21 protein-coding genes and 2 tRNA genes are annotated in these 26,699 nt (G+C 58.8%); 10 read left to right on the top strand and 13 right to left on the bottom strand.

Annotation, left to right across the window (positions count from 1 at the left end):
• The first annotated feature begins 54 nt into the window (after nucleotides 1-54).
• Together D1227_RS17340 and D1227_RS17335 are read left to right on the top strand one after the other, a co-directional pair.
• Nucleotides 55-1,470: an amidohydrolase gene (locus D1227_RS17340; RefSeq protein WP_119405587.1), complete on the top strand. Its 1,416-nt coding sequence runs from the start codon at nucleotides 55-57 to the stop codon at nucleotides 1,468-1,470.
• Nucleotides 1,467-2,732 carry an amidohydrolase family protein gene (locus D1227_RS17335; protein ID WP_119405586.1) on the top strand — a complete coding sequence of 422 codons (1,266 nt, stop codon included), beginning with the start codon at nucleotides 1,467-1,469 and terminating at the stop codon, nucleotides 2,730-2,732. Before D1227_RS17340 ends, D1227_RS17335 begins: the two co-directional genes overlap by 4 nt.
• 11 nt (nucleotides 2,733-2,743) lie before the next feature.
• Here D1227_RS17335 and D1227_RS17330 read toward each other — a convergent pair whose 3' ends face one another.
• Nucleotides 2,744-3,556 (bottom strand): NUDIX hydrolase, encoded by an 813-nt coding sequence (locus D1227_RS17330; protein ID WP_119405585.1) that lies wholly within the window; start codon nucleotides 3,554-3,556, stop codon nucleotides 2,744-2,746.
• A gap of 118 nt (nucleotides 3,557-3,674) precedes the next feature.
• Here D1227_RS17330 and D1227_RS17325 point away from each other — a divergent pair, with 118 nt between their 5' ends.
• Nucleotides 3,675-4,361 carry an EAL domain-containing protein gene (locus D1227_RS17325; RefSeq protein WP_119405584.1) on the top strand — a complete coding sequence of 229 codons (687 nt, stop codon included), beginning with the start codon at nucleotides 3,675-3,677 and terminating at the stop codon, nucleotides 4,359-4,361.
• Here D1227_RS17325 and D1227_RS17320 read toward each other — a convergent pair.
• On the bottom strand, nucleotides 4,358-5,518 hold the full coding sequence (locus D1227_RS17320) for a DUF2336 domain-containing protein (RefSeq protein WP_233352902.1): 1,161 nt from the start codon (nucleotides 5,516-5,518) through the stop codon (nucleotides 4,358-4,360). The two genes, D1227_RS17325 and D1227_RS17320, sit on opposite strands and share 4 nt — an antisense overlap.
• Nucleotides 5,519-5,652: 134 nt before the next feature.
• Between D1227_RS17320 and D1227_RS17315 the strand changes: the two genes are divergently transcribed.
• Entirely contained in the window at nucleotides 5,653-6,870 is a 1,218-nt protein-coding gene (locus D1227_RS17315; protein WP_119405583.1) for a CaiB/BaiF CoA transferase family protein, read from the top strand.
• Here the strand turns inward: D1227_RS17315 and D1227_RS17310 are convergent.
• Complete coding sequence (locus D1227_RS17310; RefSeq protein ID WP_119405582.1) at nucleotides 6,822-9,596, bottom strand: M1 family metallopeptidase; 2,775 nt, start codon at nucleotides 9,594-9,596, stop codon at nucleotides 6,822-6,824. The two genes, D1227_RS17315 and D1227_RS17310, sit on opposite strands and share 49 nt — an antisense overlap.
• Before the next feature lie 144 nt (nucleotides 9,597-9,740).
• On the opposite strand from D1227_RS17310, the gene xth reads away from it, so the two are divergent.
• Nucleotides 9,741-10,520, top strand: coding sequence for an exodeoxyribonuclease III (gene xth, locus D1227_RS17305; RefSeq protein WP_119405896.1), 780 nt, complete (start codon nucleotides 9,741-9,743; stop codon nucleotides 10,518-10,520).
• A gap of 2 nt (nucleotides 10,521-10,522) precedes the next feature.
• Here xth and D1227_RS17300 read toward each other — a convergent pair whose 3' ends face one another.
• From D1227_RS17300 to D1227_RS17265, 8 genes are all read right to left on the bottom strand, one after another.
• On the bottom strand, nucleotides 10,523-10,915 hold the full coding sequence (locus D1227_RS17300; protein ID WP_119405581.1) for a hypothetical protein: 393 nt from the start codon (nucleotides 10,913-10,915) through the stop codon (nucleotides 10,523-10,525).
• Between the two features lie 96 nt (nucleotides 10,916-11,011).
• Nucleotides 11,012-12,739 (bottom strand): dihydroxy-acid dehydratase, encoded by a 1,728-nt coding sequence (ilvD, locus tag D1227_RS17295; protein ID WP_119405580.1) that lies wholly within the window; start codon nucleotides 12,737-12,739, stop codon nucleotides 11,012-11,014.
• 175 nt (nucleotides 12,740-12,914) lie between these two features.
• The gene (locus D1227_RS17290) at nucleotides 12,915-13,472 is read right to left on the bottom strand and encodes a GNAT family N-acetyltransferase (protein WP_119405579.1); all 558 of its coding nucleotides are present in this window, start codon (nucleotides 13,470-13,472) and stop codon (nucleotides 12,915-12,917) included.
• 9 nt (nucleotides 13,473-13,481) lie between these two features.
• Nucleotides 13,482-14,495, bottom strand: coding sequence for an isoaspartyl peptidase/L-asparaginase family protein (locus D1227_RS17285; protein ID WP_119405578.1), 1,014 nt, complete (start codon nucleotides 14,493-14,495; stop codon nucleotides 13,482-13,484).
• Between the two features lie 147 nt (nucleotides 14,496-14,642).
• Nucleotides 14,643-17,483 carry a valine--tRNA ligase gene (locus tag D1227_RS17280; RefSeq protein ID WP_119405577.1) on the bottom strand — a complete coding sequence of 947 codons (2,841 nt, stop codon included), beginning with the start codon at nucleotides 17,481-17,483 and terminating at the stop codon, nucleotides 14,643-14,645.
• A 93-nt stretch (nucleotides 17,484-17,576) separates the two neighbouring features.
• Nucleotides 17,577-18,422 carry a DUF2497 domain-containing protein gene (locus D1227_RS20425; RefSeq protein ID WP_325048758.1) on the bottom strand — a complete coding sequence of 282 codons (846 nt, stop codon included), beginning with the start codon at nucleotides 18,420-18,422 and terminating at the stop codon, nucleotides 17,577-17,579.
• A gap of 108 nt (nucleotides 18,423-18,530) precedes the next feature.
• Complete coding sequence (locus tag D1227_RS17270) at nucleotides 18,531-19,829, bottom strand: TolC family outer membrane protein (RefSeq protein WP_158586710.1); 1,299 nt, start codon at nucleotides 19,827-19,829, stop codon at nucleotides 18,531-18,533.
• A 104-nt stretch (nucleotides 19,830-19,933) separates the two neighbouring features.
• Nucleotides 19,934-20,587 (bottom strand): protein-L-isoaspartate O-methyltransferase family protein, encoded by a 654-nt coding sequence (locus D1227_RS17265; protein WP_119405575.1) that lies wholly within the window; start codon nucleotides 20,585-20,587, stop codon nucleotides 19,934-19,936.
• A 155-nt stretch (nucleotides 20,588-20,742) separates the two neighbouring features.
• Here D1227_RS17265 and D1227_RS17260 point away from each other — a divergent pair.
• The 4 genes from D1227_RS17260 to D1227_RS17245 all read left to right on the top strand — a co-directional run bounded on the left by D1227_RS17260 (nucleotide 20,743) and on the right by D1227_RS17245 (nucleotide 23,455).
• Nucleotides 20,743-20,816 (top strand) — tRNA-Cys (locus D1227_RS17260).
• 332 nt (nucleotides 20,817-21,148) lie between these two features.
• Entirely contained in the window at nucleotides 21,149-21,808 is a 660-nt protein-coding gene (locus D1227_RS17255) for a hypothetical protein (protein ID WP_119405574.1), read from the top strand.
• Nucleotides 21,795-23,000 carry a helix-turn-helix domain-containing protein gene (locus D1227_RS17250; protein WP_119405573.1) on the top strand — a complete coding sequence of 402 codons (1,206 nt, stop codon included), beginning with the start codon at nucleotides 21,795-21,797 and terminating at the stop codon, nucleotides 22,998-23,000. Before D1227_RS17255 ends, D1227_RS17250 begins: the two co-directional genes overlap by 14 nt.
• A gap of 379 nt (nucleotides 23,001-23,379) precedes the next feature.
• Nucleotides 23,380-23,455, top strand: a tRNA-Asn gene (locus tag D1227_RS17245).
• Nucleotides 23,456-23,602: 147 nt separating this feature from the next.
• Here D1227_RS17245 and D1227_RS19855 read toward each other — a convergent pair.
• Both D1227_RS19855 and D1227_RS17230 read right to left on the bottom strand, forming a co-directional pair.
• Entirely contained in the window at nucleotides 23,603-24,892 is a 1,290-nt protein-coding gene (locus tag D1227_RS19855; RefSeq protein WP_147373348.1) for a hypothetical protein, read from the bottom strand.
• A gap of 84 nt (nucleotides 24,893-24,976) precedes the next feature.
• Nucleotides 24,977-25,411, bottom strand: a complete 435-nt coding sequence (locus D1227_RS17230; RefSeq protein WP_035552414.1) for an antitoxin MazE-like protein — start codon at nucleotides 25,409-25,411, stop codon at nucleotides 24,977-24,979.
• An 88-nt stretch (nucleotides 25,412-25,499) separates the two neighbouring features.
• On the opposite strand from D1227_RS17230, the gene D1227_RS17225 reads away from it, so the two are divergent.
• Nucleotides 25,500-26,635, top strand: a protein-coding gene (locus tag D1227_RS17225; RefSeq protein WP_119405571.1) for an IS3 family transposase whose coding sequence is annotated in 2 segments (ribosomal slippage) — nucleotides 25,500-25,770 and nucleotides 25,770-26,635 — 1,137 coding nt in all. Because the reading frame shifts where the segments join, the coding sequence is not laid out codon by codon here.
• Nucleotides 26,636-26,699: the final 64 nt, after the last annotated feature.

Raw genomic sequence — 26,699 nt, 5'->3', positions numbered from 1 at the left:
CCCGTCGCAATCAGGGCAGTATGACACCCTTGGGAGCGGCAATTAGGGGCTGAAATGAAACACGCATGGCGAACGGCGAGCGGCGCACTTCTTTTGCTTGGCGCAGCGGCGTGCAGCGAAGGCGGGACAGGCGACGCGCCATCAAAGGCGGCATCGGGAGCGTTCGACAAGGATCCGTTTCCGTCCACTTACGAACCTTACCCTTCCAACCCCGTCCTGCTGCAGAATGCGACGGTCTATGATGGCATTGGCGGCGTATTCCAGAACTACGATGTTCTCTTGCGTGATGGCGACATCATTCAGATCGGCGACGATTTAGAGCCGGGCGAAGGCATTGAGGTTATCGATGCCAGCGACAAGTTCGTTACGCCCGGCATCATCGACAATCACTCCCATCTGGGCGTCTACCCGTCACCCGGTGTATCGGCGCACAGTGACGGCAATGAGATTTCTGGGCCGGTTACCGCAGAAGTGTGGGCTGAGCATGGTGCATGGCCGCAGGATCCTGGCTTCGTCCGCGCCCTCGCTGGTGGTGTAACTTCGATGCAGATTTTGCCCGGATCGGCCAATCTGTTTGGCGGACGGGGTGTGACGGTAAAGAACGTTCCGTCGCGTACGGTGCAAGGCATGAAATTTCCGGATGCGCCCTACACGCTCAAGATGGCGTGCGGCGAAAATCCGAAACGCGTCTACGGTTATGGCGGCGGCCGGTTTCCAGGCGGCGCCCCCTACTCGCGCATGGGCAACGTTGCCGGTTACCGTTCGTCCTGGATTGAAGCGCAAGAATACAAGCGCAAATGGGAAAAATGGGAAGATGAGGGCGGCGACCCTCCCAGCCGTAACCTAGAGCTGGATACGCTTAAGGGCGTGCTGGACGGTGATATCCTCGTCCATATGCATTGCTACCGAGCCGACGAGATGGCCCAGATCATCGATATGTCGAAAGAGTTCGGCTACAAGGTGACGTCGTTCCACCACGCTGTCGAGAGCTACAAGATTGCCGACAAGCTGGCGGAAGAAGACATTTGTTCCGCAATGTGGGCCGATTGGTGGGGTTTCAAGATGGAAGCCTATGACGGCATCCGGGAGAACATACCCCTTGTCCATAATGCGGGCGCATGTGCGATCGTTCATTCCGACAGTGACATCGGTATCCAGCGTCTCAACCAGGAAGCCGCCAAGGCGCTCGCTGACGGTAACAGGGCCGGGCTCGACATCTCCAAGGCCGATGCCTGGACGTGGCTGTCGGCCAATCCTGCGAAATCCCTTGGCATCTTCGACCACACCGGATCCCTTGAGGCCGGCAAGGATGCCGACGTTGTTGTCTGGTCCGGCGATCCCTTCAGCGTCTATTCCCAAGCCGAGAAGGTCTACATTGACGGCGTGCTGATGTTCGATCGCAATAATCCCGACCTCAATCCGGTTACAGATTTCGAACTCGGCCAGCCTGGCGAAGGAGACACGAAATGATCCGCAGACTTCTCTCCGCCTGCTCAGCAGCCGCCGCTATCGCCTTTGCCGCGAATGCGCAGTCCGTCGCCATTACGAACGCCAATCTCTGGACTGGCGACGATATGGTCGCAGGGTCGACAATTGTCATCCGTGACGGCCGGGTGACCGCCGTAGCGCCGGACGCCTCCATTCCTGCCGACATGGCTCGCATAGATGCTGAAGACGCCTGGGTTACACCGGGTATTTTCTCCGCATTCTCGCGCGTGGGCGTCGTGGAAGTGGGTGCAGAAGACTCAACGAATGATACAACTGCTCCATTAGCGACGTTCGGACCTGCCCTTCAACTTTCAGACGCGTTCAACCCATCTGCCACGACCATTCCGGTCACACGGATTGAAGGCGTAACACGAATTGCCGTGGTTCCCGGATTTGGTGCAAACATGTTTGGTGGACAGGGATTTGTCGCCGATACATCCGGCGAAGCTGACTCAATCACGAAAGCGCAGGCATTCAGCTTCATCAACCTTGGCGAAGGCGGTGCTGGCCTGTCTGGTGGCTCGCGTGCGTCTGCGTGGGCAACGCTGCGGGCCGCGCTGTCGGACGCCCGGACCTATCCGGCCCGCTACATCGCTTCTGATGAAGGCGATGTGCTCGGCCGGCTCGATGCACAGGAATTCTCAGCGGCGGCACGGGGGCAGCAGCTGCTTCTGATCTCCGTCGATCGAGCAAGCGACATCCGCAAAGTGATAGCCCTGAAAGATGAGTACAGGCAACTTGATGTCGCCCTAGTCGGCGCGAGCGAAGGCTGGCTTGTCGCCAATGAACTGGGCGAAGCAGGAATTCCGGTTATCCTGAATCAGTATGCAAATCTGCCTGGACGCTTTGAAAGCCTGGCATCCACGCAAAAAAACGCCGGACGCCTTCTGGATGCAGGTGTCACTGTTGCCTTCGCCTATTTCGATGATGACAGCCATCAGACGCGTCTGGTGCTGCAAAGCGCTGGGAATGCGGTGGCCAATGGCGTCTCACATGAAGATGCTTTGCGCGCGATCACGTCAGCACCTGCTTCAATTTTCGGCCTGGACGATCTCGGTTCGCTCACCCCCGGAAGTGTTGGTGACCTCGTCATATGGGACGGCGATCCTCTCGAAGTGATGAGCGCGCCAACCCACGTGTTTATCAACGGCGTCGAGCAATCCCTGGAAAGCCGCCAAACAAAGCTGCGTGACCGTTACCTAAATCTTGACGAGAGCGAGCGGCCGCTAGCTTACAAGCGCTAGGCCGATCCACACTAGCGTTTTGCTACGTTTGCCACGCGCTCGATAGGTTCGGTGGTTTGCATATACCCGGCCTCCGCTGGGATGTGCAGACATGGATTGCCCATCTCGTCCTTGCCTACCACCGGCAACACAGTCACGACGGATTCGGTCGCAAAACGACTGACCGCAGCGCCTACCTGTGCGCATTCCCCGAGCTTTCCAAGATTCATTCGCGTCGGGAAAATGACCGTGGCACGTCCGTCTTCGGCCATGTCGAGGGCTTCCTGCGGCTCAAGCCAGACGGCTTCGGTTGTCTCCCGGCCATCATGGGTTGCCAACTGTTCAGGCGGGGTTGGCGCCAGATAGAAGTGCGTATCGAAACGCTTCGGCATCATGGTTGGCGTGATCCAGTGTCCAAAATAAACAAGCGTATCCAGCGCCAGAACGAAGCCATTTTTGCGCGCGAGCTCGACAAAGCTTTCCTCCTGTCGATCAACTGGGCCGCGATGAGCCTCAAGCGACGCTGCAAGCTTCGCGTCGACGAGTGGCTTTCCAGGCCCCCGTGCACCTATTTTTCGCGCCAGTAGAATGCCGGACTCTTCAAAGGCTTCTCGAACGGCTCCGACACGCGCGGCAAGTTCCGGACCGTGGAAATCGCCATCCGAGAGTTCGATCCATGCTTCAGAGGCGTCTTCCTCATTTGTTTTTCCACCTGGAAAAACGAGGGCCCCTGCCGCGAAATCGATCTCGTAGTGGCGCTTCACCATCAGGACTTCAAGGCGGGGATTGTCACGTAACAACAGGATCGTCGAAGAAAGCTTCGGCGCGGCTGCGGGTTCGTTCAAGGTCTGTCCTCCCAAACTTTCAAGAAATTTGAAGAAAATCGGCTCTGGGTCGTGCGCCTGATTTCAACTTTGTTTCGCTAGGTTTTTGTTTCCCGACAATCACAGACACAGGTGAGACATGCAACACGCCAGAATGCGCGTTCAATCTACCGGACCCGTAGCAGGCGCAGGACGCCTTCTTCGATTTGAGCCGGTTGTTCACCTCGTGACCGGCGACGTAACCTGCGCCGCCGTCCAGTCGACCCGTCGCTACGAAGAACTCGCAGCGTTCGGGGCGTCGGGCCTGGTTTCAAATGTCGATAGCCCGGCCAACTGGCTGTCTGACATGATCGAAGACGTGGCCCTGCGCGCACGTGTTACGGATATGGACGTGCGTCCGATCCACCTTGAAGCCCCTGTATCAGCCATGATGCATCCCGACACGCCGATGGCTTGCGAAGCTGCAGCTGCCCGTAGCCGCCTGCTTCCTCAAGAAATCTGCATCGAGGTCACCGACGCGTCGCTGTCTCAATCCCGAAAGGATGTCACGCGCAGCATTGAAAATCTTCGCCGGAAGGGTTTTCGAATTGGCGTGATCGCGACGCACTCCTGGAACACGCCGCTCGATACAGGGCTTCGCCTCATGCTGGACACGGTCCGCGTAGATTCGCGCAAGCTTTTCCGCGACGAGGATCTGATGAACCGCATCGAGGCTGCCGTTGCCTGCGGAATTTCGGTCATCGCAGAAGGCGCCCGTTATCGCGACGGGCATGAACTGGCCTCGATCGGCGTCGAACTTGCCATGCGGCCATCCGCCGACGCCTAGGCGTTCCCGATATACCGCACGTTTTCTTGTTCGGTCTCTTCCTGCACCTCGGCCTGCTCTGAGTAGATATCGAGCTTTTCGAGAAGGTAGTCGAGATCTGCCTTTGGAATCGCCTGGAACTGGGTCAGGACCCGCTCGATCATGCGCGAACGGAACCGGGCCTTGTCATTGGCGCCGCCGTCAAGTTCGGTCTCGTGATAAACAGTGACCGCCGCCTTGAAGGCTGGAAGAAGTTTTCGCGGCAGCCCTGCCCGGTCGAACACCGCCGCCAACCCACTGGGGCCGGCATCGTGGATCATGAGCCACACTCGATTGTGCGGCACGCCCGATAGTTCGGCCAGGGCATACTCCACAAACTTCATATGACCTACGCATAGGGCTCGCATGATAAGCGAATAAGTCAGGCGGCCATTCAAATCTAACTGATGAACAAAATACTCCATATCCTGCGTGCGGTCGGCCTGCTCGACCAGGTCGATCGTGGCGCGCTCGCGTGCGCCCGCAGCCAGGTCGATTGCAATCTGCGCGGGAAGCTCATGCTTGTTGACGAGCAGATCAAAAGCCTGCCCAGACACAAGCGAAACCAGCTTCTCGGCGATGTGGATCGGAATCTGTTCGCGGCTGATGATGCCTTCCTTGATGTCATCATTGTCGTGGAACCGGCGAATCGAGTGTTCAAACGCCGAATTCGTCCACGCCGCTCCTTTGTTGCGCGTCAGAACGCTGACCGCTTCCGGAGCGCCATGCTCCGCGATCACATCGGTAAGCTCTTCGTTGACATATCGACGGGAGGCAATGGCGGCCTGCTTTGAAGCGGTAACGGCAAGGACAAGTTCGATCAGGTCTTCGTCTGTGAATGATGGAGAAAATTCCAGGACCGGCACGGCCACTTCTTCGATATCCTGTGCCAGTTGCAAGGCAACATCACGCGGCAGGCGCGGCGAATTTCGAAGCGTGACAGACAGCGTACGCCGGACGAGGTCTGCTGCGTCATCGGCAAGAATCTTGATGATCTCTTCCGCATGCGCCCGTTCTTCGTCAGTAAGCGGGTCGGCCGCAATCCGGCGGCAAAGGCGATGCGCGATGCCCGCCCGCTCTTCAGACGTCTCGCCACGCATAAGCTTTTCGATATCCCCCTGCGACAGGTGAGAACGCATTGTTGCTATACCCATGGGGAAAGGGCCTCTCTAGTACCTGATCCTTATGTGCAGACATTTGGATCGAGCCGGTTAATTTCCGGTTTACCAATAACGGCTGGACCTGCCGGAAAAAACAGGGAGACACACACGCAATGCTCGAAGGCATCAGGGTAATTGAATATGCGACCTACATGGCTGCTCCCGGCGCGGGCAGCATTCTCAGTGACTGGGGCGCGGAGGTCATCAAGGTCGAACCGCCCGGCGGCGATCCGATTCGGAAGTTTTTCGCGACGCTCGGAACAGACTATCAGGACAATCCGGTCTTCGACTTTGACAATCGGGGCAAAAAATCCATCGCCATCGATACGCGCACAGATGAAGGCAATGCACTGCTGCGCGAACTGGCCAAGGATGCGGACGTCTTTCTGACGAACGTGCGTCCGGGCGGGCTGGAACGCTCCGGTCTCGGTTACGAACAGCTCAAGGCCGACAATCCGAAACTCGTCTATTGCACCCTGACCGGCTATGGCCTTGAAGGCCCCGACGCCGACAAGCCTGGTTTCGATATTGCGAGTTTCTGGGCGCGGTCGGGTGTTGCCAGCGCAACCGTGCCAAAGGGACAGGATCCATTTCCCTGCCGAACGGCCTTTGGCGACCACACGACCAGTATCGCAACTGCGGCGGGCATCTGTGCAGCGCTCGTTGAAGCCACCAAGACCGGCAAGGGACGCCTGGTCGAGTCTTCGTTGCTGAGAACCGCCCTGTTTGCTGTTGGCTCCGATTTCGCAATCCAGCTCTTCTTCGGGCGCCTCAGCTCGACCAAGTCTCGTCATGAGCAGAATGTTCCCATCACAAACTTCTTCAAGACCAGCGACGACCACTGGATCTGCCTTGTTTCGCGCCAGGGAGAAGCGGACTGGGCGCCCATCTGCCGCGCTATTGGACGCGAAGATCTGATCGACGACGAACGTTTCAACTCAGCCAAGGGGAGACGACGCAACGTGAAGGAATGCGTCGAAATTCTGGACACCGGATTTGCGAAGTACACGCGCGAAGAAATGGCCAAGCGACTGGATGAGCAGTCGCTCGCCTGGTCCCCTGTGCAAACGCTCGCCGAAGCGGCCCAGGACCCGCAGGTGAAGGCCGCTGGAGGTATTGTCGATGTTCCCTCGTCTGCCGGCGATGGAACGACCTTTTCCTCACCTGCATCTCCCGTGCGTTTTCCCGGCGCCGATGATGGCCCGAAGGGCCCGGCACCGCGGCTTGGCGAACATACGCGCGACGTGCTTGCAAGCCTCGGGCGGTCCAGCACCGAGATCGATCAATTGCTCGAAGCCGGTGTTGTCACGGGAGAGCCCTCAACAACCTGACCAGTTACCGGGGCCACCGGCTCGGCCGGTGCAAATCGGGCAAAATGAGCCTGGACCTCGGCCGCTTTCGCATCGTGTAGTGCGATGCAGAGATCGATGCTCTCCAGGGCTTCGGCCAGTGCTCGCTCGTGCCCCTGCGCGAGAGAACCATAGACCTCGAACAAGTTTTCGAGTTCGTCCCGGCCCTGACGCGTGCAGAGGCTCCTCGCGAGCCGAGGCGTGGAACGAGGCCGCTGGCCTGGAATGACCTTGAGAAATTCCGGGAAGTTAATCTGTAGCCAGGACCATGTGTCGTTCATCGTCTCGGGCTGGTCCATCTGTCCGGCAATGATCGTGTAATTCTCTCGAGTCCCCAGAATTCCAGACAAGGTCAGCGATCCGATATCGTCGGCCAGTGCGGGATCAGAGTTCTGTCCGATCGCATATGCGGCCGCTGCTGCGAAAGTAGGATCATCGATCGACTTCAGGCTGCGCAGCAAGGCCTTCAGAAATGGCTCGCCTTCCTCCTGCATCGCAATGGCGAGAGCGGTGGCAAAATCATCGCTGGTGAGTTCACGTGCGCCTCGGCGGGACCGCATGCCGACATAGGCCTGGGCGGCATTGGCATATTCCTCGCGAAGCGCTTCATCGCGCCCCTGGCGGGCCAGAAAGGCTTCTATGCGCTGCTGCAGAATGCGGTCATTCTCATCCTCCGAGGACATGAGACTTGCCAGTCTCGGACGAAAAACACGCATCAGTTCGGACCGGAAGCCTGCCAGCGCCTCTGGTCGTCCCTCGACGAGCGGTATCAGCGACCGGTAAGCATCCATCGCTTCCGTCACGACCTGCCTTTCCGAGCGCCGCGCCCCCGCTTCCAGGATCGCGGTCAGGGACGACAGCGATATGCTGCCCGCTTCGAAGCTGGCCAGCGCACTATCGACGGCGACCAGAGCTTCGCCGCCGCTCAACAAATGGAAGTTCACCGCCAATGTCGCCCATTGCGGATCTGCCAATTCGAAACGCCAGTAGCCCTTACCGTCCGCATTTGGCATGACCCAGGCCGGACACGCACCGGCCTCATCCAATCTCAGCGTTGAGGAGCGGCCATTGATCATCTGGCAGGCACGCACAGTCTCTTCACTCGTCCCCGCCGTCATGCAGAACGGTATCGTCCAGGGCTGGGCCTGCTCGATCATGCTCCCTAGCGGTTTGTAGCGCCGTTGGGTCAGGCGAATCTCAGGCACACCATCGTCGGGACAAGAGAGTTCAGTGTTGATGACGGGCAAGCCAGACCGCTCGACAAAGCTCCGGAACGCCTTGGTGAGATCGGGCTCATTTGTTTCCTGGCCTATGACTTCGAAGAAATCCGTGCTGTCGGCGACGGAGTCTTCAAAGCGCTGAATGTATCGGCCCAGCGCCGGTCGGAATGTTTCAGCGCCGAAGTAGGCATCGACCATCGCAATGACAGCGAGCCCCTTGTCATAAGTAATTGAATCATAGGCGTTCCGGATGTCTTCGTTGAGCGTGATTGGTTCGCGTACAGCCCTTGCGCTCGCCAGGCTGTCGAGCCCCATCGCGCTGACTGAATCCGCGATCGCATCCAGTTCATGACCGCCTTCTGGCTCCAGCTCCGCCAGGACGATTCCTGCCGCCCAGCTAGCAAATGCTTCCTTCAGCCAAAGATCGTCCCACCATGGCGGCGTGACGAGGTCACCGAACCACATGTGCGCAATTTCGTGGCTATGGATGCCAAGCAAGGCTCGCCGAGCGGCTGGTCCGCTACTAGGGCCGAACAGGATGCGACTTTCACGGTAGGTAATGGCCGCCGCCAGTTCAGTCGCACCGCTCGGCCATTGCGGCGCTGCGATAATGTCGAGCTTCTCATATGGATAAGGCACCTGCAGCGACCGCTCGAAGAAGTCGATCATCGGTTCGGTCATCATCAGCGCGTAGGATATCTCCTTGCCCTTACCAGCGCGCGTATAGCCAGTCAGAGGGATCGCCACATCGCGCACCTCATTCGGTGCAAGGTCGGGTCCCTCGACCGTCTCGAATGATCCAACCGCAAGCGAAAGCAGGTATGTTGGCAATGGCCGCGTGCGTTTGAACTCAACGCGTATCTGCTCGTTCTCAAGAGTTTCCCGTGACTTTTCAAGGGTGTTGGTGATCGCCGTGTCACGCTCATTGATGGTCAGTCTGATGTCGAAGGGCGCCTTGAAGGCTGGCTCGTCAAAACCCGGCATGAAGCGGCGGGCCTGGATACTTTCAGACTTGGCGAGCGCATAGGCATTGCCCTGTTCATCGACCCTGAACAGACCGGCAAGATTGGCGTCGAATGGCGCCGTATAGGAAATGTCCACTGTAACGGGTCCCGGGCCCATACGCCTCGGGAATCCCAGCCAGGCCACGCCGGACTGCAGAACATCGCGCCACACGCCCTCCGCGCTATTCCGGTTGGGGGACGAAACGACGACATTCCGGATTTCAAGGTCCTGGCCGTGGAGCCAAATACCCGTGGCGGGACGGTCGAGGTCCAGCTCAATCGTTACATGGCCGCCAAATCGTTTTTGTCGAGGATCTATTGCAAGGTCGAGCGTGTACAGTGTCGGACGCACACCGTCCGGTAGCGGCCCTCTCGGCGCGGACGCGTAAAGCTCGGAGAGATCCGGTTGGCGCGGCTGCGGTGTCGGTCCGCATGCGACAACACTGGAGATGATCAGCAAGACGAGGCCGGCAATCCGCAACATGAGTTCACTTTCCCCTGACACACTGACTCCGATAACTGAGTTCGTATCGCGCCGTCACCCCATGCAGCTGACTCTTGGACCGGATTAAGCAGAACTGCCCGTAGAATGATGGCCTCAGCCGTGAATCACGCCTATACGGATCGCATGAAAATCGCGACGTGGAATGTCAATTCGATCAAGGCCCGGCTTCCTACCGTACTGGAGGTCCTCAAAACCATCGACTGCGATGTGGTCTGCCTGCAGGAAATCAAATGCGAAACGGACGCCTTCCCGTATCTGGAGATCGAGGAATTAGGCTACAACTGCGCCGTTCACGGCCAGAAGACCTATAATGGCGTCGCGCTGCTCTCCAAATATCAGCTAGAGGACGTGGTGAAAGGCCTGCCGGACAACGAAGATGACGATCAGGCCCGCTACATCGAAGCGCTGGTGATGTGCGAGCATCCCATCCGCGTAGGCGGGCTATATCTGCCCAATGGCAATCCAGCGCCCGGCGACAAATATGACTACAAGCTCAAATGGATGGATTGCCTGCTGAGCCACGCCACCGAGCTCCTCAAGCAGGAAGACGCTTTTGTCCTGGCCGGCGACTACAATGTCATTCCCCGTGATGAAGACTGCTGGGATCCGGCAGTCTGGCGTGATGACGCCCTCGCCCTGCCGTCAACGCGGGCAGCTTTCCAGAAGCTGAAATGGCTTGGCCTGACCGAGGCTTATGAGGCCGCGGATGGCCGGGCCCACGAATACACATTCTGGGACTATCAGGGCGGCGCCTGGCAGAAAGGTCATGGCATCCGCATTGACCACCTGCTCCTGTCGCCGCAAGCGGCTGACCGGCTTGAAAAGGTTGAAATATTCAAGAAAGCGCGGGAGATGGAAAAGCCGTCCGATCACGTCCCGATAATTGCCGAACTGACGGACTGACCCTAGCCCTTCTTTGTCGCGCAGCGATTATTGTAGTCGGTGACGGCAGAATTCAGTTCGGCCACTTGTGCCTGAAGGTCTTCATCGATCTTCATGAGCTCAGCTTTCAGAGCCTCATATTCCTGCTTTGCGGCATCTGCCTTGGCGACCTCTGCGTCACCGAACAGGCGTGTACTCTCGGCCGCCTCCCATTCGTCACCAGCCGCTTCGACTTGTTCAAGCAGCGCCGAGCGCTCGGCCTGAAGGGCCTTGGCTTCCTTTTGGCCGGCCTTGATCGACTGCGCCTGCGAATGACATGAGGCCCGCGCAACCGTGGACTGGGCTGATGCAGGCATCATCAACGCGGATATGGCCAGCGACGCGAAAAGTGCAGAAGTGATTACAGGTCTCATCATGCGCTTAATCTATCTAGACACAGGTGAAGCCTTGCTGAACAAGGTCACCACAGTCTGGCCTTGATCGGGCCATTCTGCGATCACCTCAAGTCAGATTCAGATGTCTGCATAGACGTGGCGCTCGGCTGCATAGCCTTCGTGCGTCACTGCTCCCTTGTGCGCCGGGCCAACCAGCTTGGCGAACTTGGCGAGGGCGCCTGAACCATAACGGGTTTCCTTGGGCGACCACGCCTTGCGGCGCTGCTCCAGCTCAGCTTCGGAGACCTCGAGATCGATCGTACCGTTTTCAGCATCGATCGAGATCATATCGCCGTCCTTCACCAGGCCAATCGGGCCACCTTCCTGCGCTTCCGGGCCGACGTGACCAATGCAGAAACCGCGGGTCGCACCGGAAAAACGACCGTCAGTGATCAGCGCGACCTTGTCGCCCATCCCCTGTCCATAGAGGGCAGCGGTAGTTGAAAGCATTTCGCGCATGCCAGGCCCGCCCTTGGACCCTTCGTAGCGGATGACCAGCACGTCGCCTTCCTTGTACTGCCGCTTTTCGACCGCCTCGAAACAGGCAGCTTCACCGTCAAACACCCGCGCGGGACCGCGGAATTTGAGATTATGCAGGCCCGCCACTTTCACAATGGCGCCATCTGGCGCGAGTGAGCCCCAGAGACCAACGACACCGCCTGTTTTGGTGATCGGTTTGCTGGCTGGGTAGATGACCTTCTGCTCCGGATTCCAGATCACATCCTTTAGGTTTTCCGCCCAGGTCTTGCCGGTCACCGTGATGCAGTCACCATGGATAAGGCCTTCTTCGTGAAGGGTTTTCATCAGCATGGGGACACCGCCCGCTTCGCCGAAATCCTTGGCGACATACTCTCCGCCGGGCTTGAGCGATGCGATGTATGGCGTCTTCTGGAATATCTCGGCGACGTCTTTCAGTTCGAATTTCACGCCGCACTCATTCGCCATCGCTGGCAGGTGCAGCGCTGCATTGGTCGAGCCACCCGTGGCGGCAACAACAATGGCTGCGTTTTCAAACGCTTCGCGCGTGCAGATATCGCGTGGACGCAAGCCCGACTCTATCAGCCGCATGACCGCCTTGCCGGACTCGACGGCATACTCGTCGCGATTGGCATAGGGCGCAGGAAGGGCCGAGGAAAGCGGCAGCGCAAGGCCGATCGCTTCGGAGACGCAAGCCATTGTATTTGCGGTGAATTGGCCCCCGCAGGCGCCGTCGCCCGGACAGGCCAGCTTTTCCAGGGCATGCAGCTTCTCGTCGGACATCTGGTTGTCACCGGCGGCATGCGCGCCAACCGCCTCGAACACGTCCATGACGGTCACGTCCCGGCCCTCGAACCGGCCCGGCAGGATGGAGCCGCCATAGAGGAAAACGGAGGGGACGTTCAGGCGCAGCATGGCCATCATCATGCCCGGCAGCGACTTGTCGCAACCCGCAATACCCACAAGCGCATCATAGGAATGGCCACGCATGGTGAGCTCGACGGAATCGGCGATCACCTCGCGGGAAACCAGCGAGGAGCGCATGCCCTCATGGCCCATGGCGATGCCGTCGGTAACGGTGATCGTGCAGAACTCCCGCGGCGTGCCGTCGCCTTCCTTGACGCCCTCGGAGACGGCGTGCGCCTGACGCATCAGCGCGGTGTTGCAGGGGGCTGCCTCGTTCCAGCATGAAGCAACGCCGACAAATGGCTTCTGAATGTCCTTTGTCGACAGGCCCATTGCGTAATAATAGCTACGCTGCGGGGCGCGCGAGGGGCCTTCGGTTACATGGCGCGACGGCAGGCGTGACTTGTCCCAGGTCTTGCTCATTTCACGGCTCTTTCAACTATGCTTCCTTTGGATTGTTTCCATAAGGCTGGGAGCTCGGCGGCGCTACCCGTTTTCCGCAATTTTCCAGCGGAAAGCCTGAGAAATATCCTGCCCCTATCCACCGTTCCGGGAGTCTTAAAACAGTACATTTTCGGTATGATTCCAGATTCGCGGTCTATTTCTTGGAATAATCTTCCAAATTCAGGCGCATCAGGAATTCGAGGTCGCGATGCTCGCCGACCGGAAACCAGAATTCGTCAATCTTCTCAAAACCGAACCGCTCATAGAGGCGCTGGGCACCGTAGTTCTCCGAAAAGACGCTCAGATAGATCGCCGGCGCGCCCTGCTTGCGGGCCCAGTCCAGCGCCTCTTCTATGAAGCGCGTGCCGAGCCCCCTACCCTGGAGCGGGACATCCACATAGAGACGTTTCAGCTCCACGCATCCGGGCGGCGCATCGTTTGCCGGCAGGGTCAGCTTGCCACAGGCGAGGTAGGCCCCCAGAGCGCCAGCGCCGGTCTCTGCAACGCGCAGAAGGCTGCCGGGCGTCGCGAGCGCTGTCTCGTAGACCTCGCGCCCATGCTCCGCCTCCAGAAAGCTGGCGAGGTCCTCGGCGCGATAGAGGTGGCCGAACTTGTCGGTGAAGGTCTTGCGCGAAAGGGCCACAAGCGCGTCCAGGTCAGACGTACCGGCGTCTCGAACGGTGAGGCCCAAGGTCGAGGTCTCATTCGCCATGGCTGCCTTTCACTCTGCCACCTCAAAGATCGCCGTCTCCAGCGCGCCGGTGGAATCGGCCATGCCGCGATACATGCCTTGTGAGTTGAAGACATAGGCATACTGCCCATCGGCGCCCATGACGATCACGCCGCCATCTCCGCCGAGGTCTGCGACCTGGTCGAGCGCATTCTGTGCGGCCGCATTGATGCTGTCGCCGGCGAGCTCGACCCGGGTGCAGATCGTCTTGGCGACACCAACGCGGATGAAATACTCACCATGACCGGTCGCGGAGACAGCGCAGACGCCGTTCTGGGCATAGGTCGCTGCGCCGATCAGGGGCGAGTCGCCGATCCGGCCGGGTGCCTTGGCTGTCATGCCACCGGTTGTCGTGGCGGCAGCGATGTTGCCATCCTTGTCAATCGCGACTGCGCCGACGGTACCATGCCGGTCTGCATCTGTGCGGCTTTGCGTCTCCAGCACCCGCTCCAGCGCCTTCAGGCGGCGCTCAGTGGTGAAGTATGAATTCTCGACCATGTCGAGGCCGACCGACTCGGCGAACGCATCGGCGCCCTCGCCTGCGAACATGACATGTTCGGACTGGTCCATGACGGCACGGGCGGCGAGGATCGGATTCTTCACGCGCTTCACACCCGCCACGGCACCGGCATTACGGTCACGGCCATCCATGATGGAGGCGTCGAGTTCATGCTCATAGGCCGCTGTCATCACCGCGCCCTTGCCAGCATTGAACAGCTCGTCATCTTCCATGACGATGACCGCCGCCTGGACCGCATCCACCGCGCTGCCGCCAGCACTCAGGACGTCCGCACCCGCGGCCAGCGAAGCTTCAAGCCCGGCGCGATACGCCGCTTCCTTGTCGGCGGACATGCTCTGGCGAAGCAGCACCCCTGCCCCGCCGTGAATAACGATGCGCCAGTCCAGACGCGTGCTTTCAGCCATCCCAGTCTCCCCGGCCGACCGGGCTGTCGTGGTGCATGCAACTGCGGCCAGCGCGGCGATGGTGATCAACAGTCTGCGCATTCTCATCCTTCCTTGTCTGGCCAGCCACGCTTCCCGGGGCGCCCGATCCGGCCTGTTCGCCACAGCCAGAAGAGGAGGACAGCATCTCCAAGAAGAAAGATGGTGAGGGCAAGGAACAACCAGACCGCCAGCGCAACCTCCTCGATTCTAGCTAATGTCCTTCAACTGTTCGCGTGCCGAGGACAGCTTTGCAAGCGTGGCCGTCCATTCGCGGATACGCTCGCGATTCTCCTCGACGATCTCGGGCGGGGCCTTGGCCACGAAGTTCTCGTTCGAGAGCTTCTTCTCAGTCCCCGTGATGTCCTTTTCGAGCTTCGCGATTTCCTTGTCGAGGCGGGCGATCTCGTCAGCCGGCGTAATGAATTCCTCCACTTCCAGCGCGATGGAATCCTCGCCCGACGCAATGGTGACGGAACGGGCGGGCTTTACGTCGGCGATGGCAAAGCTGCCAAGGCGCGCAAGCTGCCTGATGGGCACTTCATTGGCCGCTGCCCAGCCCTTCACCTTGTCGGACGCATCGATCAGCGAGGCAGAAATCTGCGCGCCGGCCGGCACATTGAGCACAGACCGCGTGGAGCGGATCTCCGACACCGTGTCGAGCACCCAGGCCATCTCGGCTTCGGCCTCTGCATCGGCCCAGGCATCGCCATAGCGCGGCCAGTCCTGCAGCATTAGGAAGCCGGGGCGCTTGCGCTCAGCGTCCTCGGTCTGCTCCCAGAGGGCTTCGGTCACGAAGGGCGTGAAGGGGTGAAGCAGCTTCAGCGTCTGGTCGATGACCCAGCCGCAGGCCTTGCGTGTCTCGGTCTTGGCGGCCTCGTCCTCGCCATTCATGACCGGCTTGATCAGCTCGATATACCAGTCGCAGAGCACGTTCCAGATGAACTGGTAGAGCGCGTCGGCGGCCTCGTTGAACTTGTAGGCTTCGAGGCTCGCGGTGACGGCTGCTTCAGCCTTGGCGAGTTCAGCAGCGATCCAGCGGTTGAGCGGCAGCTTCAGGTCGCCGGGCTTCAGCTCATGGCCGAATTCGCAGCTGTTCATCTCCGCAAAACGCGTCGCGTTCCAGAGCTTGGTGGTGAAGTTGCGGAAGCCCTCGACCGATTGCTTGGCGAGGCGGATATTGCGGCCCTGCGCGGCGAGACGGGCAAAGGTGAAGCGCAGCGCATCGGCGCCGTATTCGTCGACCAGTTCCAGCGGGTCCATGGCATTACCCTTGGACTTCGACATCTTCTGGCCCTTCTCGTCGAGGACGAGGGCGTGGATGTAGACGTCATGGAACGGGATCTCGCCCATGAAATGGATGCCCATCATCATCATCCGGGCGACCCAGAAGAAGATGATGTCATGCGCGGTGATCAGCACGCTGGTCGGGTAGTATTGCTTCAGCGCCTCGGTCTCTTCCGGCCAGCCCTGCGTCGAGAACGGCCAGAGGGCGGATGAGAACCAGGTGTCGAGGACGTCTTCGTCCTGGGTAAGCTCTGTCGGTTCGCCGTAATGCGTTTCGGCCATGGCCACAGCGGCGGCTTCGTCATGGGCAACGAAAATCTTTCCGTCCGGTCCGAACCAAGCCGGAATGCGATGCCCCCACCACAGTTGCCGCGAGACGCACCAGGGCTGGATGTTGTCCATCCAGTTGTAATAGGTCTTGGTCCAGTTTTCCGGCACGAATTTCGTCTTGCCTGTGCGCACCGCCTCGATGGCCGGCTTGGCAAGCTCCGCGGCGTTCACGAACCACTGGTCTGTCAGCATCGGCTCGATGACAACGCCGGAACGGTCGCCGAAAGGCTGGGTGATGAGCTTGTCCTCGACCTCGATCATCAGGCCGTCGGCATCGATATCGGCGATGACCTGCTTGCGGGCCTCATAGCGGTCGAGCCCGCGATAGGCTTCCGGTACGAGGTTCAGCGCGTCGACTTCAGCCGCCGTTGCCGCCTTGCCGCCAGCGATTGCCTGCGCCGCTTTTGCGCTCTCTTCGTAGGATGGGCCGTCGGTGCGCATACGGGCCTGGTCATCCATCAGGCGGTACATCGGGATGTTGTTGCGCTGGGCGACGCCATAGTCGTTCTCATCATGCGCCCCGGTGATCTTCACCGCGCCAGAACCGAACTCCGGATTCGGATACTCATCGGTGATGATCGGGATCAGGCGGCGATGTTCTTTCGGGCCGACCGGGATTTCGCAGAGCTTGCCAACGATCGGGGCATAGCGCTCATCGTCCGGGTGAACGGCAACCGCGCCATCGCCGAGCATGGTCTCGGGCCGGGTCGTGGCGATGGAGATATAGTCGCGCTCTTCCTCGAGCGTGACGTTCCCGTCCTCATCCTTCTCGACATAGGTGTAGGTCTCGCCGCCCGCGAGCGGGTATTTGAAGTGCCACATATGGCCTTTGACATCGCGGCTCTCGACTTCGAGGTCGGAAATGGCGGTCTGGAAATGCGGATCCCAGTTCACCAGCCGCTTGTCGCGATAGATCAGCCCCTCATTGTAGAGGTCGACGAAAACCTTGCGGACCGCTTCCTGCATCTGGTCGTCCGGATCATGCCGGTCGCCCATGGTGAAACGCTCATTCTCCCAATCGCAGGATGCGCCGAGGCGCTTCAGCTGGTTGATGATCTGGCCGCCGGACTGCTCTTTCCAGTCCCAGACGCGATCAACGAACTTTTCGCGGCCCAGCGAGGCCCGGCTCTCATTCCCGCCATCCTGGGCAAGCTGGCGTTCGACGACCATCTGCGTGGCAATACCCGCATGGTCGGTACCCGGCTGCCAGCGGACATTCTTGCCGCGCATGCGCTCGAACCGGACGAGGATGTCCTGCAGCGTATTGTTGAGCGCATGGCCCATGTGCAGCACGCCGGTGACGTTCGGCGGCGGGATGACGATGGAATAGGCCTCGGCGCTCGTATCGCCTGAAGGACGGAAGCAGCCTTCCTCCTCCCAGCGCTGGTAGATGCGCTGTTCTGCGCCTTGCGGGTCGAAGCGTTGGTCGAGCATGTCGGGGTCAGTCCATCATCACGTCAAAAACACAAACAAAAGGCGCGCCATTTCGGGCGCGCCTCGTCTCTATATCAATGTCTGAACGAGGGTCTAGCGCGCCATGCGGGCGATGCGCTGTACTTCCTCTTCGACCTTGCGCTCGACAATCGCCGGAAGGTTGGCGTCGAGCCATTCCTTGATCATCGGACGAAGCAATTCCATCATCAGGCCTTCAAGCGTATTCGGGTTCGGATTGCCGGCTTCCTGCGACTGTTTGACCATCAGCTTGCCAAGCGCGCTTGCCGCTGCGCCCGCAATCCGCTCATCGGTCAGGCCGGCGCCAGCCGTTGCCGAAGGCGCCTCCGCTTCAGTCTTGCCTCTCAACATCGTTGTTTCCTCGCGAACGGGCTCCTGCGACACCGCGGGCTCTACCGCCGGTGCCTCGTCGGTTGCCGGTATATCACGGCCCCACTCGTCTTCCCATTCCTCATCCGACTGGTCTTCGTCCCCGCCGAAGGCTTCGGCGGGTTCGTCAGCGCGTGCGAAGACCGGCTCTTCATCGTCGAGCGTGACATCTTCGAGCGACAGGTCGTCGACGCCTTCAAGCGGGTCGGAAGGCGTGTCCGACGGCGTCGCCGCCTCATCAAGCGACAGGTCGTCGAACATGGATTCGTCGACATCGTTCAGAAGATCGTCGTCAGCACCGTCGGCAATCGCATCGAGCGACGTGTCACCAGCGGTATCCTCTTGCGAAACGCCGGCCTGCTCGATGACATCGTCGAGCGACAATTCCTCGAAGTCCTCGTCATCGGAAACATTGACCGAGACTTTCGGTTCTTCCTTTTTTGCAGATGCCGGACTGGATGGCCGCGGGCCTTCACCTTCGTCCGAAATTATCTTTCGAATGGAGGCAAGGATTTCCTCCATCGTCGGCTCTGCTTGTGCTTTCTCGGCCATTCCCAGCTCCAGAACGTGTCCATTCAAGTGTCCCTAAAAAGGGCTACACCGCGTCGGTTAATGAGGTGTTATGACGGATTCGAACCGCGAATGCACCTTCGCAGGCAGCTAGTACACAGAAAGTCCCAGCCGTTCGGGTGTCAGCTTGCCCATCGCCGCGAGCAGTTGATGAGCCGCAACGTACCGGTCGCGTTCCGATGTCGCCAGGGACAGGCGTGCTTCGAGAAGCTGCTGTTCCTGGTCGAGAACGTCGAGCGTTGTGCGGGTCCCGACCGACAATTCCTGCTGGGCCCCTTCATAGGCAATTTCTGCCGCATCGACCTGGCGCTTCGAGGCTTCCACAGCACGTTCTGCAGCGAGATGGGCATACCAGGCCCGCGCGACCTGCGTGCGCACGGCCCGCTGCAGCTGGCTGAGCTGCGACTGGGCCTGGCTACGTTCCAGACGCGCCTGACGAAGCGCCGAACTATTGGCCCCGCCCGCATAGAGCGGAATGCGCGCCTGCGCCCCGGCAACGACGCTCGTGTCCGTGAAGCCTTCGGTGTGATACTCCTCGACCCCGGCCTGCGCGATGATCGAGACCTCTGGCCGCAGCGCGCCCCGTGCGACCTCCACCCCCTCGGCAGCGGCCTTTTCGGCATGGCGCGCCGATGTGATGTCCGGATTGGACTGAAGCGCAATCTCCAGCGCCTCCTCGAAACTTGCCGGAAGCGCGGGTGTCGGCGGCACCGGCGAGAGCGCTCCGGCCTCAAGTCCCGTCAGAAATCCATAAACCGCAAGACTGCCTTCAAGCTGTGCCTCGGCGGCGGCGAGCTGTGCCCGCCCGCCTTCAAGCCGCGCCTCCGAGAGGGCGACATCGGTGCGCGTCACGTCACCAACCTCGAACCGGTCCTGCGACTGGGTCAGCTGGCCGGTCAGAAGTTCGATGCTCGACTGGCGGATCAGGATCACTTCGCGGTCGCGGAGAATATCTACATAGGCCGTCAGCGTATCAAGCAGCAGCGCCTGCCCTGCACTGTCGAGCTGCGCATCCGCGGCCATCGCACCGGCCCTGGCCTGCCGCACCCCGGCGACAATCCGCCCGCCTGTGTAAAGTGGCAGGCGCGTTTCCAGCTGCGCCGATGCAACCGGGAAGTCACCTGTATTGAAGGCGAATGGCCGGTTGGTATCGATCGACTGGTAGACATAGCCCGAATAGAGATCGACGGTCGGCCGACGCTGCGCGCGCGCTTCGGTAATCCGTTCCTGTGCGATTCGCGCCGCATCACGCTGCTGGTCGAGGCCCGGATTGTTGAGCCAGGCCGCCGTAAGCGCTTCCTGCAGGGTTTCCGCGCTAGCCGGGACCGACAGGCCAGCAAGGCAGGCGGCCGAAAGAGCGGCCATCCGAATTGAACAGCGAAGCTTCATGTCACTCGCCCTCTCCTCACGCCCCACCCTTAGCACAGGGATTATCATTGTGAACAGTGTTCACTTTATGAATCGCGTTCAGAGAGAATGAGCCTGGCAGGCTATCAGAAAGTGAAGCTTGGCTTCTGTTCGAAACCGGGCATGCGCGGCGGACAGGCATCGAACGCATCACGATAGGCGGTGATCTCACCTGAGTGCGTGAAGATGCGGGCGCGACCGAGATCGCGGCCAACCGGCACGGCCAGGCCAAGCCGACCGCCCTCGGCGAGCTGGTTGAACCAGGCTTCCGGCGCTTCCTCGATCATTCCCGGCACGAGAATGATATCGAAAGGCCCCTGATCCGGCAGTCCCTTCTTGAGGTCGCCATGGACAGCAACGGCACGATCGACACCGAGTGACGCGAATCGTTGTGTCATCTCGTCGACCAAGGCTTCGTCATCCTCCAGCGCAATGACGGTTTCGACAAGCCGGGCCAGCAAGGCGGTTTCATAGCCAGCACCGGCACCTATCACGAGGGCGAAATCGTTCGGCTGGGGATCGAGCGCCTTGACCATCTTGGCGGTGTCGCGCGGCGTCCAGAGCGCACGCCCGTCACTGGTCTGAATCTCATATTCGGAATAGGCCACCGGCTGTTCCGGCTTGGGCACGAAAGCCTCGCGCGGCGTATGCAGGAACGCGCTGACAATCTCGGGATCGGTTACGTCATCCGGGCGGATCTGGGAATCCACCATAATCTGCCGCATTTTCGCGAAATCCATTGGCCTTCCCCTATTGCCGGCTGGTTTGGGCATCCAGAGCCTGCCCATATCCCAGCCTATGCCAACTGGCAATGTGGCCAGATGTGCGAAACGCCGCTTTATGCGATTGCAAGCTGAAAGAGCGGCTGCTATCTCTCCGCCTCGCTTCTGACACGGGCCCTGTGGCGGAGTGGTGACGCAGCGGATTGCAAATCCGTGTACGCCGGTTCGATTCCGGCCGGGGCCTCCAGCCGGACTCGAACCGGGAACTTTCACGAAGTCCGAGATTTGCGCGTAGGGTAATCGCCCGCCCGTTCCCCCATTGTAATTGCATAGACGCGATTTCAGTTTCACGTTTTCACGGAAAATGGCGCTCATGCGATTTGAGATACAATTTCGCATGCGGGTAATATCGAGGTAACGGTGCGGGTAACGCCCGCCTCCACACTGACAGCCCGCAGCTTCCACTCCTTTCAGGCAGAGGCATTAGAACAAACGAAAAACAAATCTGGTTGACAAAATGCACGAATTATCGGATTTGGTTGCATAACTTGACCCGCAACCGATTCGAGGGCCGCCGCAGTGCCTTATGTTCATCCCCGTCACTTTCTTGACGACCAATTTCCGATCAGCGCCCGTCAGGCGATTCCAACGATCCTACGCACCGCCTACTCAGCAGCGAGACGACTTGCTGACGAAGAGCAGATTCTCCAGGTTTGCAGCGCCAAGCAAAACTTTGGGCGCCTCGTATCGTGGAGTGTGGACCTGGGAATTGAGAAGGCTATCGAGACAGGGGTCCTTCCTTTCGACTACAGCTGGGAAAGCTTTGATAAGCCTACGGGAAAGTTTTTGGCCGTCAGGCCCAGCCACTCCGTGGTAACCGTAAGCTTGACCCGGACGCCAACCAAACAGCCGCGGACGGTGGTTTTCAGACAACAGCAGAAGCAAGTGAACTCTCAGCTAGACTTGCTGGATGGAGTCACCGAGCCCATGGAAATAACCGGCTTGCCGCACATTCTGCTTCTTCATGATTATCGCGACCCAGAGTTTGCCCATCTAGGCATTCCCAGAGCCGACTGCGACCAAGACTTTAGCTATCGAACAGAGAATCTATTTAAGCTTCCACATGAAGTCGAACCTCAAGGACCTGCGCCCGAAGGACCGGATGATGCCGAGCTAGACGCAGTCTTCCAACTGAAAGAGGACATCGATCGATGGAGGAAGGAAAATGGGAACAGCTAAATCGAACATAATCAAGTTCCCCGGAGCCGCCCTCGACAAACAAGCAGGGCGGTTTTTGTTTCCTGAGAGGATTACCGAGGCGCGCGTAGCGTGCCGAATGACCCAAACCGAATTGGCTCGGCGTGTTGGCGTCCAGAGACAATCGATCTCGTACTTTGAGAATGGGGATCGGAACCCGGACCCTGAGACCCTTAAGGCGATCGCTGATGCACTCAATCAGCCGCTAAGGTACTTCAGCACTTCCTCTCCACAGACATTCGGGAAACGAAGCGCCAATTTCTTCAGGAAGCATGGCCCTGATACGAAACGCCGAAATGCGGCAAGTGATCAGTATGCAAGCTGGCTGGCGCAAACGGCGTTCGCTTTCGATCGGTTTGTGAGTTTTCAAACTGTAAGCTTGCCGAGATTTGAACCGTCCGGCCAGCACAACGATCCCAACAGATACACAGCCGAAGAACTTGAATCTCTGGCAGAAGAAACGAGACGAGCCCTTGGAATTGGCTTAGGCCCCATCTCCAATACCGTGAGGCTGGTCGAAGCGCATGGCGTTTTCGTCGCGCGTCTCATGATGACAAACGAGAACGTCAGCGCTTTCTCGTTCTGGAGCGGCGACCGGCCATTTATCTTTTTGGCATCAGACAAAGAAAGCGCGGTTCGGGCGCGATTCGACATATGTCATGAGCTAGGTCATCTCGTACTTCATCGGTGGATTACACAAGATGAAATCGAGGACAAAGTTCGCCTCAAGGAGATCGAGCAAGAGGCCGACTATTTTGCTGGAGCGTTTTTGCTGCCTCGCAATTCATTTCCAAATGAAGTGTACTCTCCAAGGCTCTCGGCATTTGTGGAATTAAAGAAGCGCTGGAAAGTCTCAATTCAAGCGATGATTTTTCGGTGCAAGAACCTCGGCTTGTTCGACGAAGATCAATGCGTGAATTTATATAAGCAGATCTCTTACAAAAAATGGAGAACGTCCGAGCCGCTCGATATCGGCCCCAATAGCATTCCCTTTGAAGAACCGCTTTTGCTTCGCCGAATCTCTGAGCTGGTCTTCGAAAAAGACCCGCTGAACCGCGATGAACTGCTGAACCATCTTGGCCTCAGTCCGAACGTGGTCGAAACACTATTGGCGTTACCTGCCGGTACGCTCGAGCCAACTCACGACCAAGAGCCTGACATCCAGCTGAAATAGCATACACAATATTTCAAAAAAGCGGGTAATGACGGGGGCAATGACCACGCTACCACGTTGTTATTATTGCCTTTCATTGTGCGGCCGGGGCCTCCAGAGCAAGCCATGTCCTGGATCCCGCTACGCAGCGCCTGCTTCCGGCCAGAATGATTTTTTCCAGACAATTCAAGAAGCTTGCATACGGTACGCGAAGTTCACCAAACCGGTTTACTCCGCATTAACCATTCCGCCCGATAAATTGCATTGTCTTCTTTGGAGACACCCACCATCACCCAACGCCTCGGCGGGAGTTTCACCTCCCGCCGTTTTTTGTCAGCTGCATGCACACGGGCGTTTGACACCGGCGCTTCGTTTGCTATTGGAGCCGTCTCGCAGGTGATCCGCGATAGCTCAGTTGGTAGAGCAGGCGACTGTTAATCGCCCGGTCGTAGGTTCGAGTCCTACTCGCGGAGCCACTTCACCCTCATAAACTCTTGTTATTATTGTGTTTTTACGGTAACTCAGAGCAATCACCCACCATAAAACCCACCAACGATTTTGAACGCCGAACGCTGCTAAGGAACAAACTGCATCATACTAGGTGTCAGCCTTTGCGCGGCTGTTCAAAAAAGAAGCGCGCTCGTCAGGCGACGCTTGAACCCGTCTTCGTTCTCCAAATCAGCGGGAAGGACGGAAAAAACCCGTCCAACACGATCACGCAAATGCGCTGCGATAGAAGCATCCTCATATTGCGCCTCTACAAACAGAGACGTCGTTCGCACTTCTCCGGTTATTGTGGAAGAAACCTCTATCATGATGTCGGGGCGGACAGGACCGCCTGATGTTTCTAGAGCAAATAGCGGCATCTCCAACGAAATGCGCAAATCAGACCTTCGCTTCGCCAGCGACCATCGTATGGAATTCAAGGATTTCACAAGCGATCTGCCGAGCGTCGTCATTACCGGCATGAATTGGGTCGCACTATAAATCGGCTGCGCATACGCCCGCAGCGCGGCTAGACCGCCCTGCCCGGCACGATCCCCAATCACCGCTAGGATCAGGAAGGGGCCATCATCCAGCAAGCTAATGCCCGGCGCGGTTACGACCCCGCCTTCAAGCTGAATATCCGCCCCTTCCGCGCCATGTATCGTTTCCTGTGAGGCAGACCGGGCAAACAGCGCCAGAAACCCTTGCAGTGGTGCCTCGTTGCTTGACGCTCTTTGGACCTGGCGGATCTGCGCGAACAACCGATTGCTGGTATACGCTTCCGGATGCGTCCCCAGAACCCGGGCAAGAGGAACACCTTTCGAAACCAGGACGTTCTCAGCGGCCGCGCGCAATCGCGAGAATTCCGCGGAGATGGACGGCGGCGCAGATGATTGTACCGGCGGCAGGTGATTAAGACGGGCCAATCTCATGAGACGCCAAAGCTGGCGCGCAAGCGGCGGCGGTGTGTATTGGCGTACTGAGGTGATCGACCTTAGTTGATCGCTGCCACCTGCAACCTTCCTGGCAGCCTCGTGATCTATGACCGAAAAGAACCCATCCGGTGGCCTGGCTGATGACGGTGCCCCTCGGACGCGACCTAATCCCGGTTCGGGGCGTTCCCTGAAAAACGGGCAGCTCACGGCGTGGAGCGGTCGTTTCGGCCCGACCAGTCGGCGTAAATAATAAGTCTTGGCCGATGTTAGGTAGGCGGGTGCAATAAGCGGATAGATGTTTTCATCTGCGCGGCAATCGCACGCAAACCACTGATGGCTCTCTCGCGCGCTGCGGACTGCTTCAATGGCGCGCGCCATCTCCTCGTCGCTTGCTATTCCGGCATAGGCAGACCGAAGGGCGTTCGCCGTCTCTGCGGAGATCTCAAGATCGCCAGAAACGAGCGATCCGATATCGCGATCGATCAGACGCATGACCCATGGGCAGCGCGGAAAGAAAAATAAAGTTTCATCTTTTGATCGGCAAGCAACGTGCGCGCCAAATCCTAAGGGGCAGACCTATTTGACCTTGAATCTCGGCTCGTCTTCGTCGTCCGCGTTCTGGTCGGCAACGCGCACACGACCATCGGCGCGCATTTGGAAACATTCAAGTCCAGCCGCATCCTCAACGGTGAGGTCGTAGGTTTCGGCGATATGCCTCAAAAACTGGAGTGCGACCACGACGCCATGATAAACAGTCGGCAGTTGATATCGCTTGGTCAGCTCGGTCACCATTGGATCGGCGAGAACATGTTTCTGCATACTGGTCGCCCAATCAGCGAGCCCATCAACCCGGTTGGCGCTGTCCTGAGCTTGCACGAAATAATCGATGGCGGCGATCTGGTCCTCAGTCAGCCAAACTTCGATTGGGCGCAGGCCCTTTTGACGCAGATGCTGTCGGCGTTCTTTAGCATGGGTTTTCGCCCGTCTGATTTCTGGCCGTTCTTCCGACATGAGGCACACCAATAGGTCGTGTTTGGTCTGCCTCAGAAAAACTGGCCCATAGTTTGAGTTAGGATCGGCTCTGAAATGGAGTTGAACCATGGGCAAGAGAGCCAAGCCTGAAGAGATCATTGCAAAGCTGCGTGAGGTGGAGGTCCGCCTCAGCCAGGGCGAGACGATAGCGCATGCTGTGCGCGCGATCGGCGTGACCGAGCAGACGTTTTACCGCTGGCGTAAGGAGTATGGCGGCCTGCGTGTTGGCCAGGCCAAGCGGATGAAGGAGATCGAGAAGGAGAATGCCCGACTACGGCGGGCTGTTTCTGATCTCACCCTCGACAATCAAATCCTACAGGAGGTTGTCCGGGGAAAGTACTAAGCCCTTCACGTAAACGCGTTGCGGTCGATCATGTGGTGGACGAGCTCGGTGTCTCCGTGCGCCGAGCCTGCCGCGTGGTTGGCCAGCATCGCTCGACACAGAGACGCGAGAAGACACCTCGGTATGATGAAGGCGCACTGACAGCAGCTATCATCGCTCTGGCCGAGCGGTTCGGACGATATGGCTATCGCCGTATTACAGCCTTGCTTCGTGAAGCTGGCTGGTCTGTCAGCACAGGCCGCGTCTATCGCATCTGGAGACGTGAAGGGCTTAAAGTCCCGCAGAAACAACCCAAGCGTGGCAGGCTCTGGCTGAACGATGGATCATGCGTTCGGCTGAGACCCGCTCACAAAGGTCATGTCTGGTCATATGACTTCGTCCAGGACCGTACGCATGATGGCAAGATTTTCCGCATGCTCTGCGTCATAGATGAATTTACGAGAGAGTGTCTGGCGATCCGCGTCGAACGAAGACTGAACTCTCGGGATGTCCTCGACACGCTTGGTGAGCTGTTCCTTGAACATGGGCCACCGGAGCACATCCGATCAGATAATGGGCCGGAGTTTATTGCTACCGCTTTGCGTGAATGGCTGGAGGCACTGGATGTCAGGACGCTCTACATCGAGCCAGGATCACCATGGGAGAACGGATACTGTGAGAGCTTCAACTCGAAACTTCGAGACGAACTCCTCGCTCGTGAAATCTTCTATGATCTGCGCGAGGCGCAGGTCCTGATCGAGAACTGGAGACTGTTCTACAACACCGCAAGACCGCACTCATCGCTGGGCTATAAACCACCCGCGCCCAGAACCATCTTGCCCGCGACCTTCATGCCGCCTTATAGGTTGAAGGCGGCATGAACGCCGCTACAAACCAACCGTCGATCCTAACATTTCGGTTGGGCCAGTCAGATCGGGCAGGCCA

This window comes from Henriciella mobilis (assembly GCF_003576315.1).
GTDB classification, from domain to species: domain Bacteria; phylum Pseudomonadota; class Alphaproteobacteria; order Caulobacterales; family Hyphomonadaceae; genus Henriciella; species Henriciella mobilis.
The sequence above is the reverse complement of the archived record's forward strand: the minus strand, read 5'-3'. Positions and strand labels throughout refer to the sequence as shown.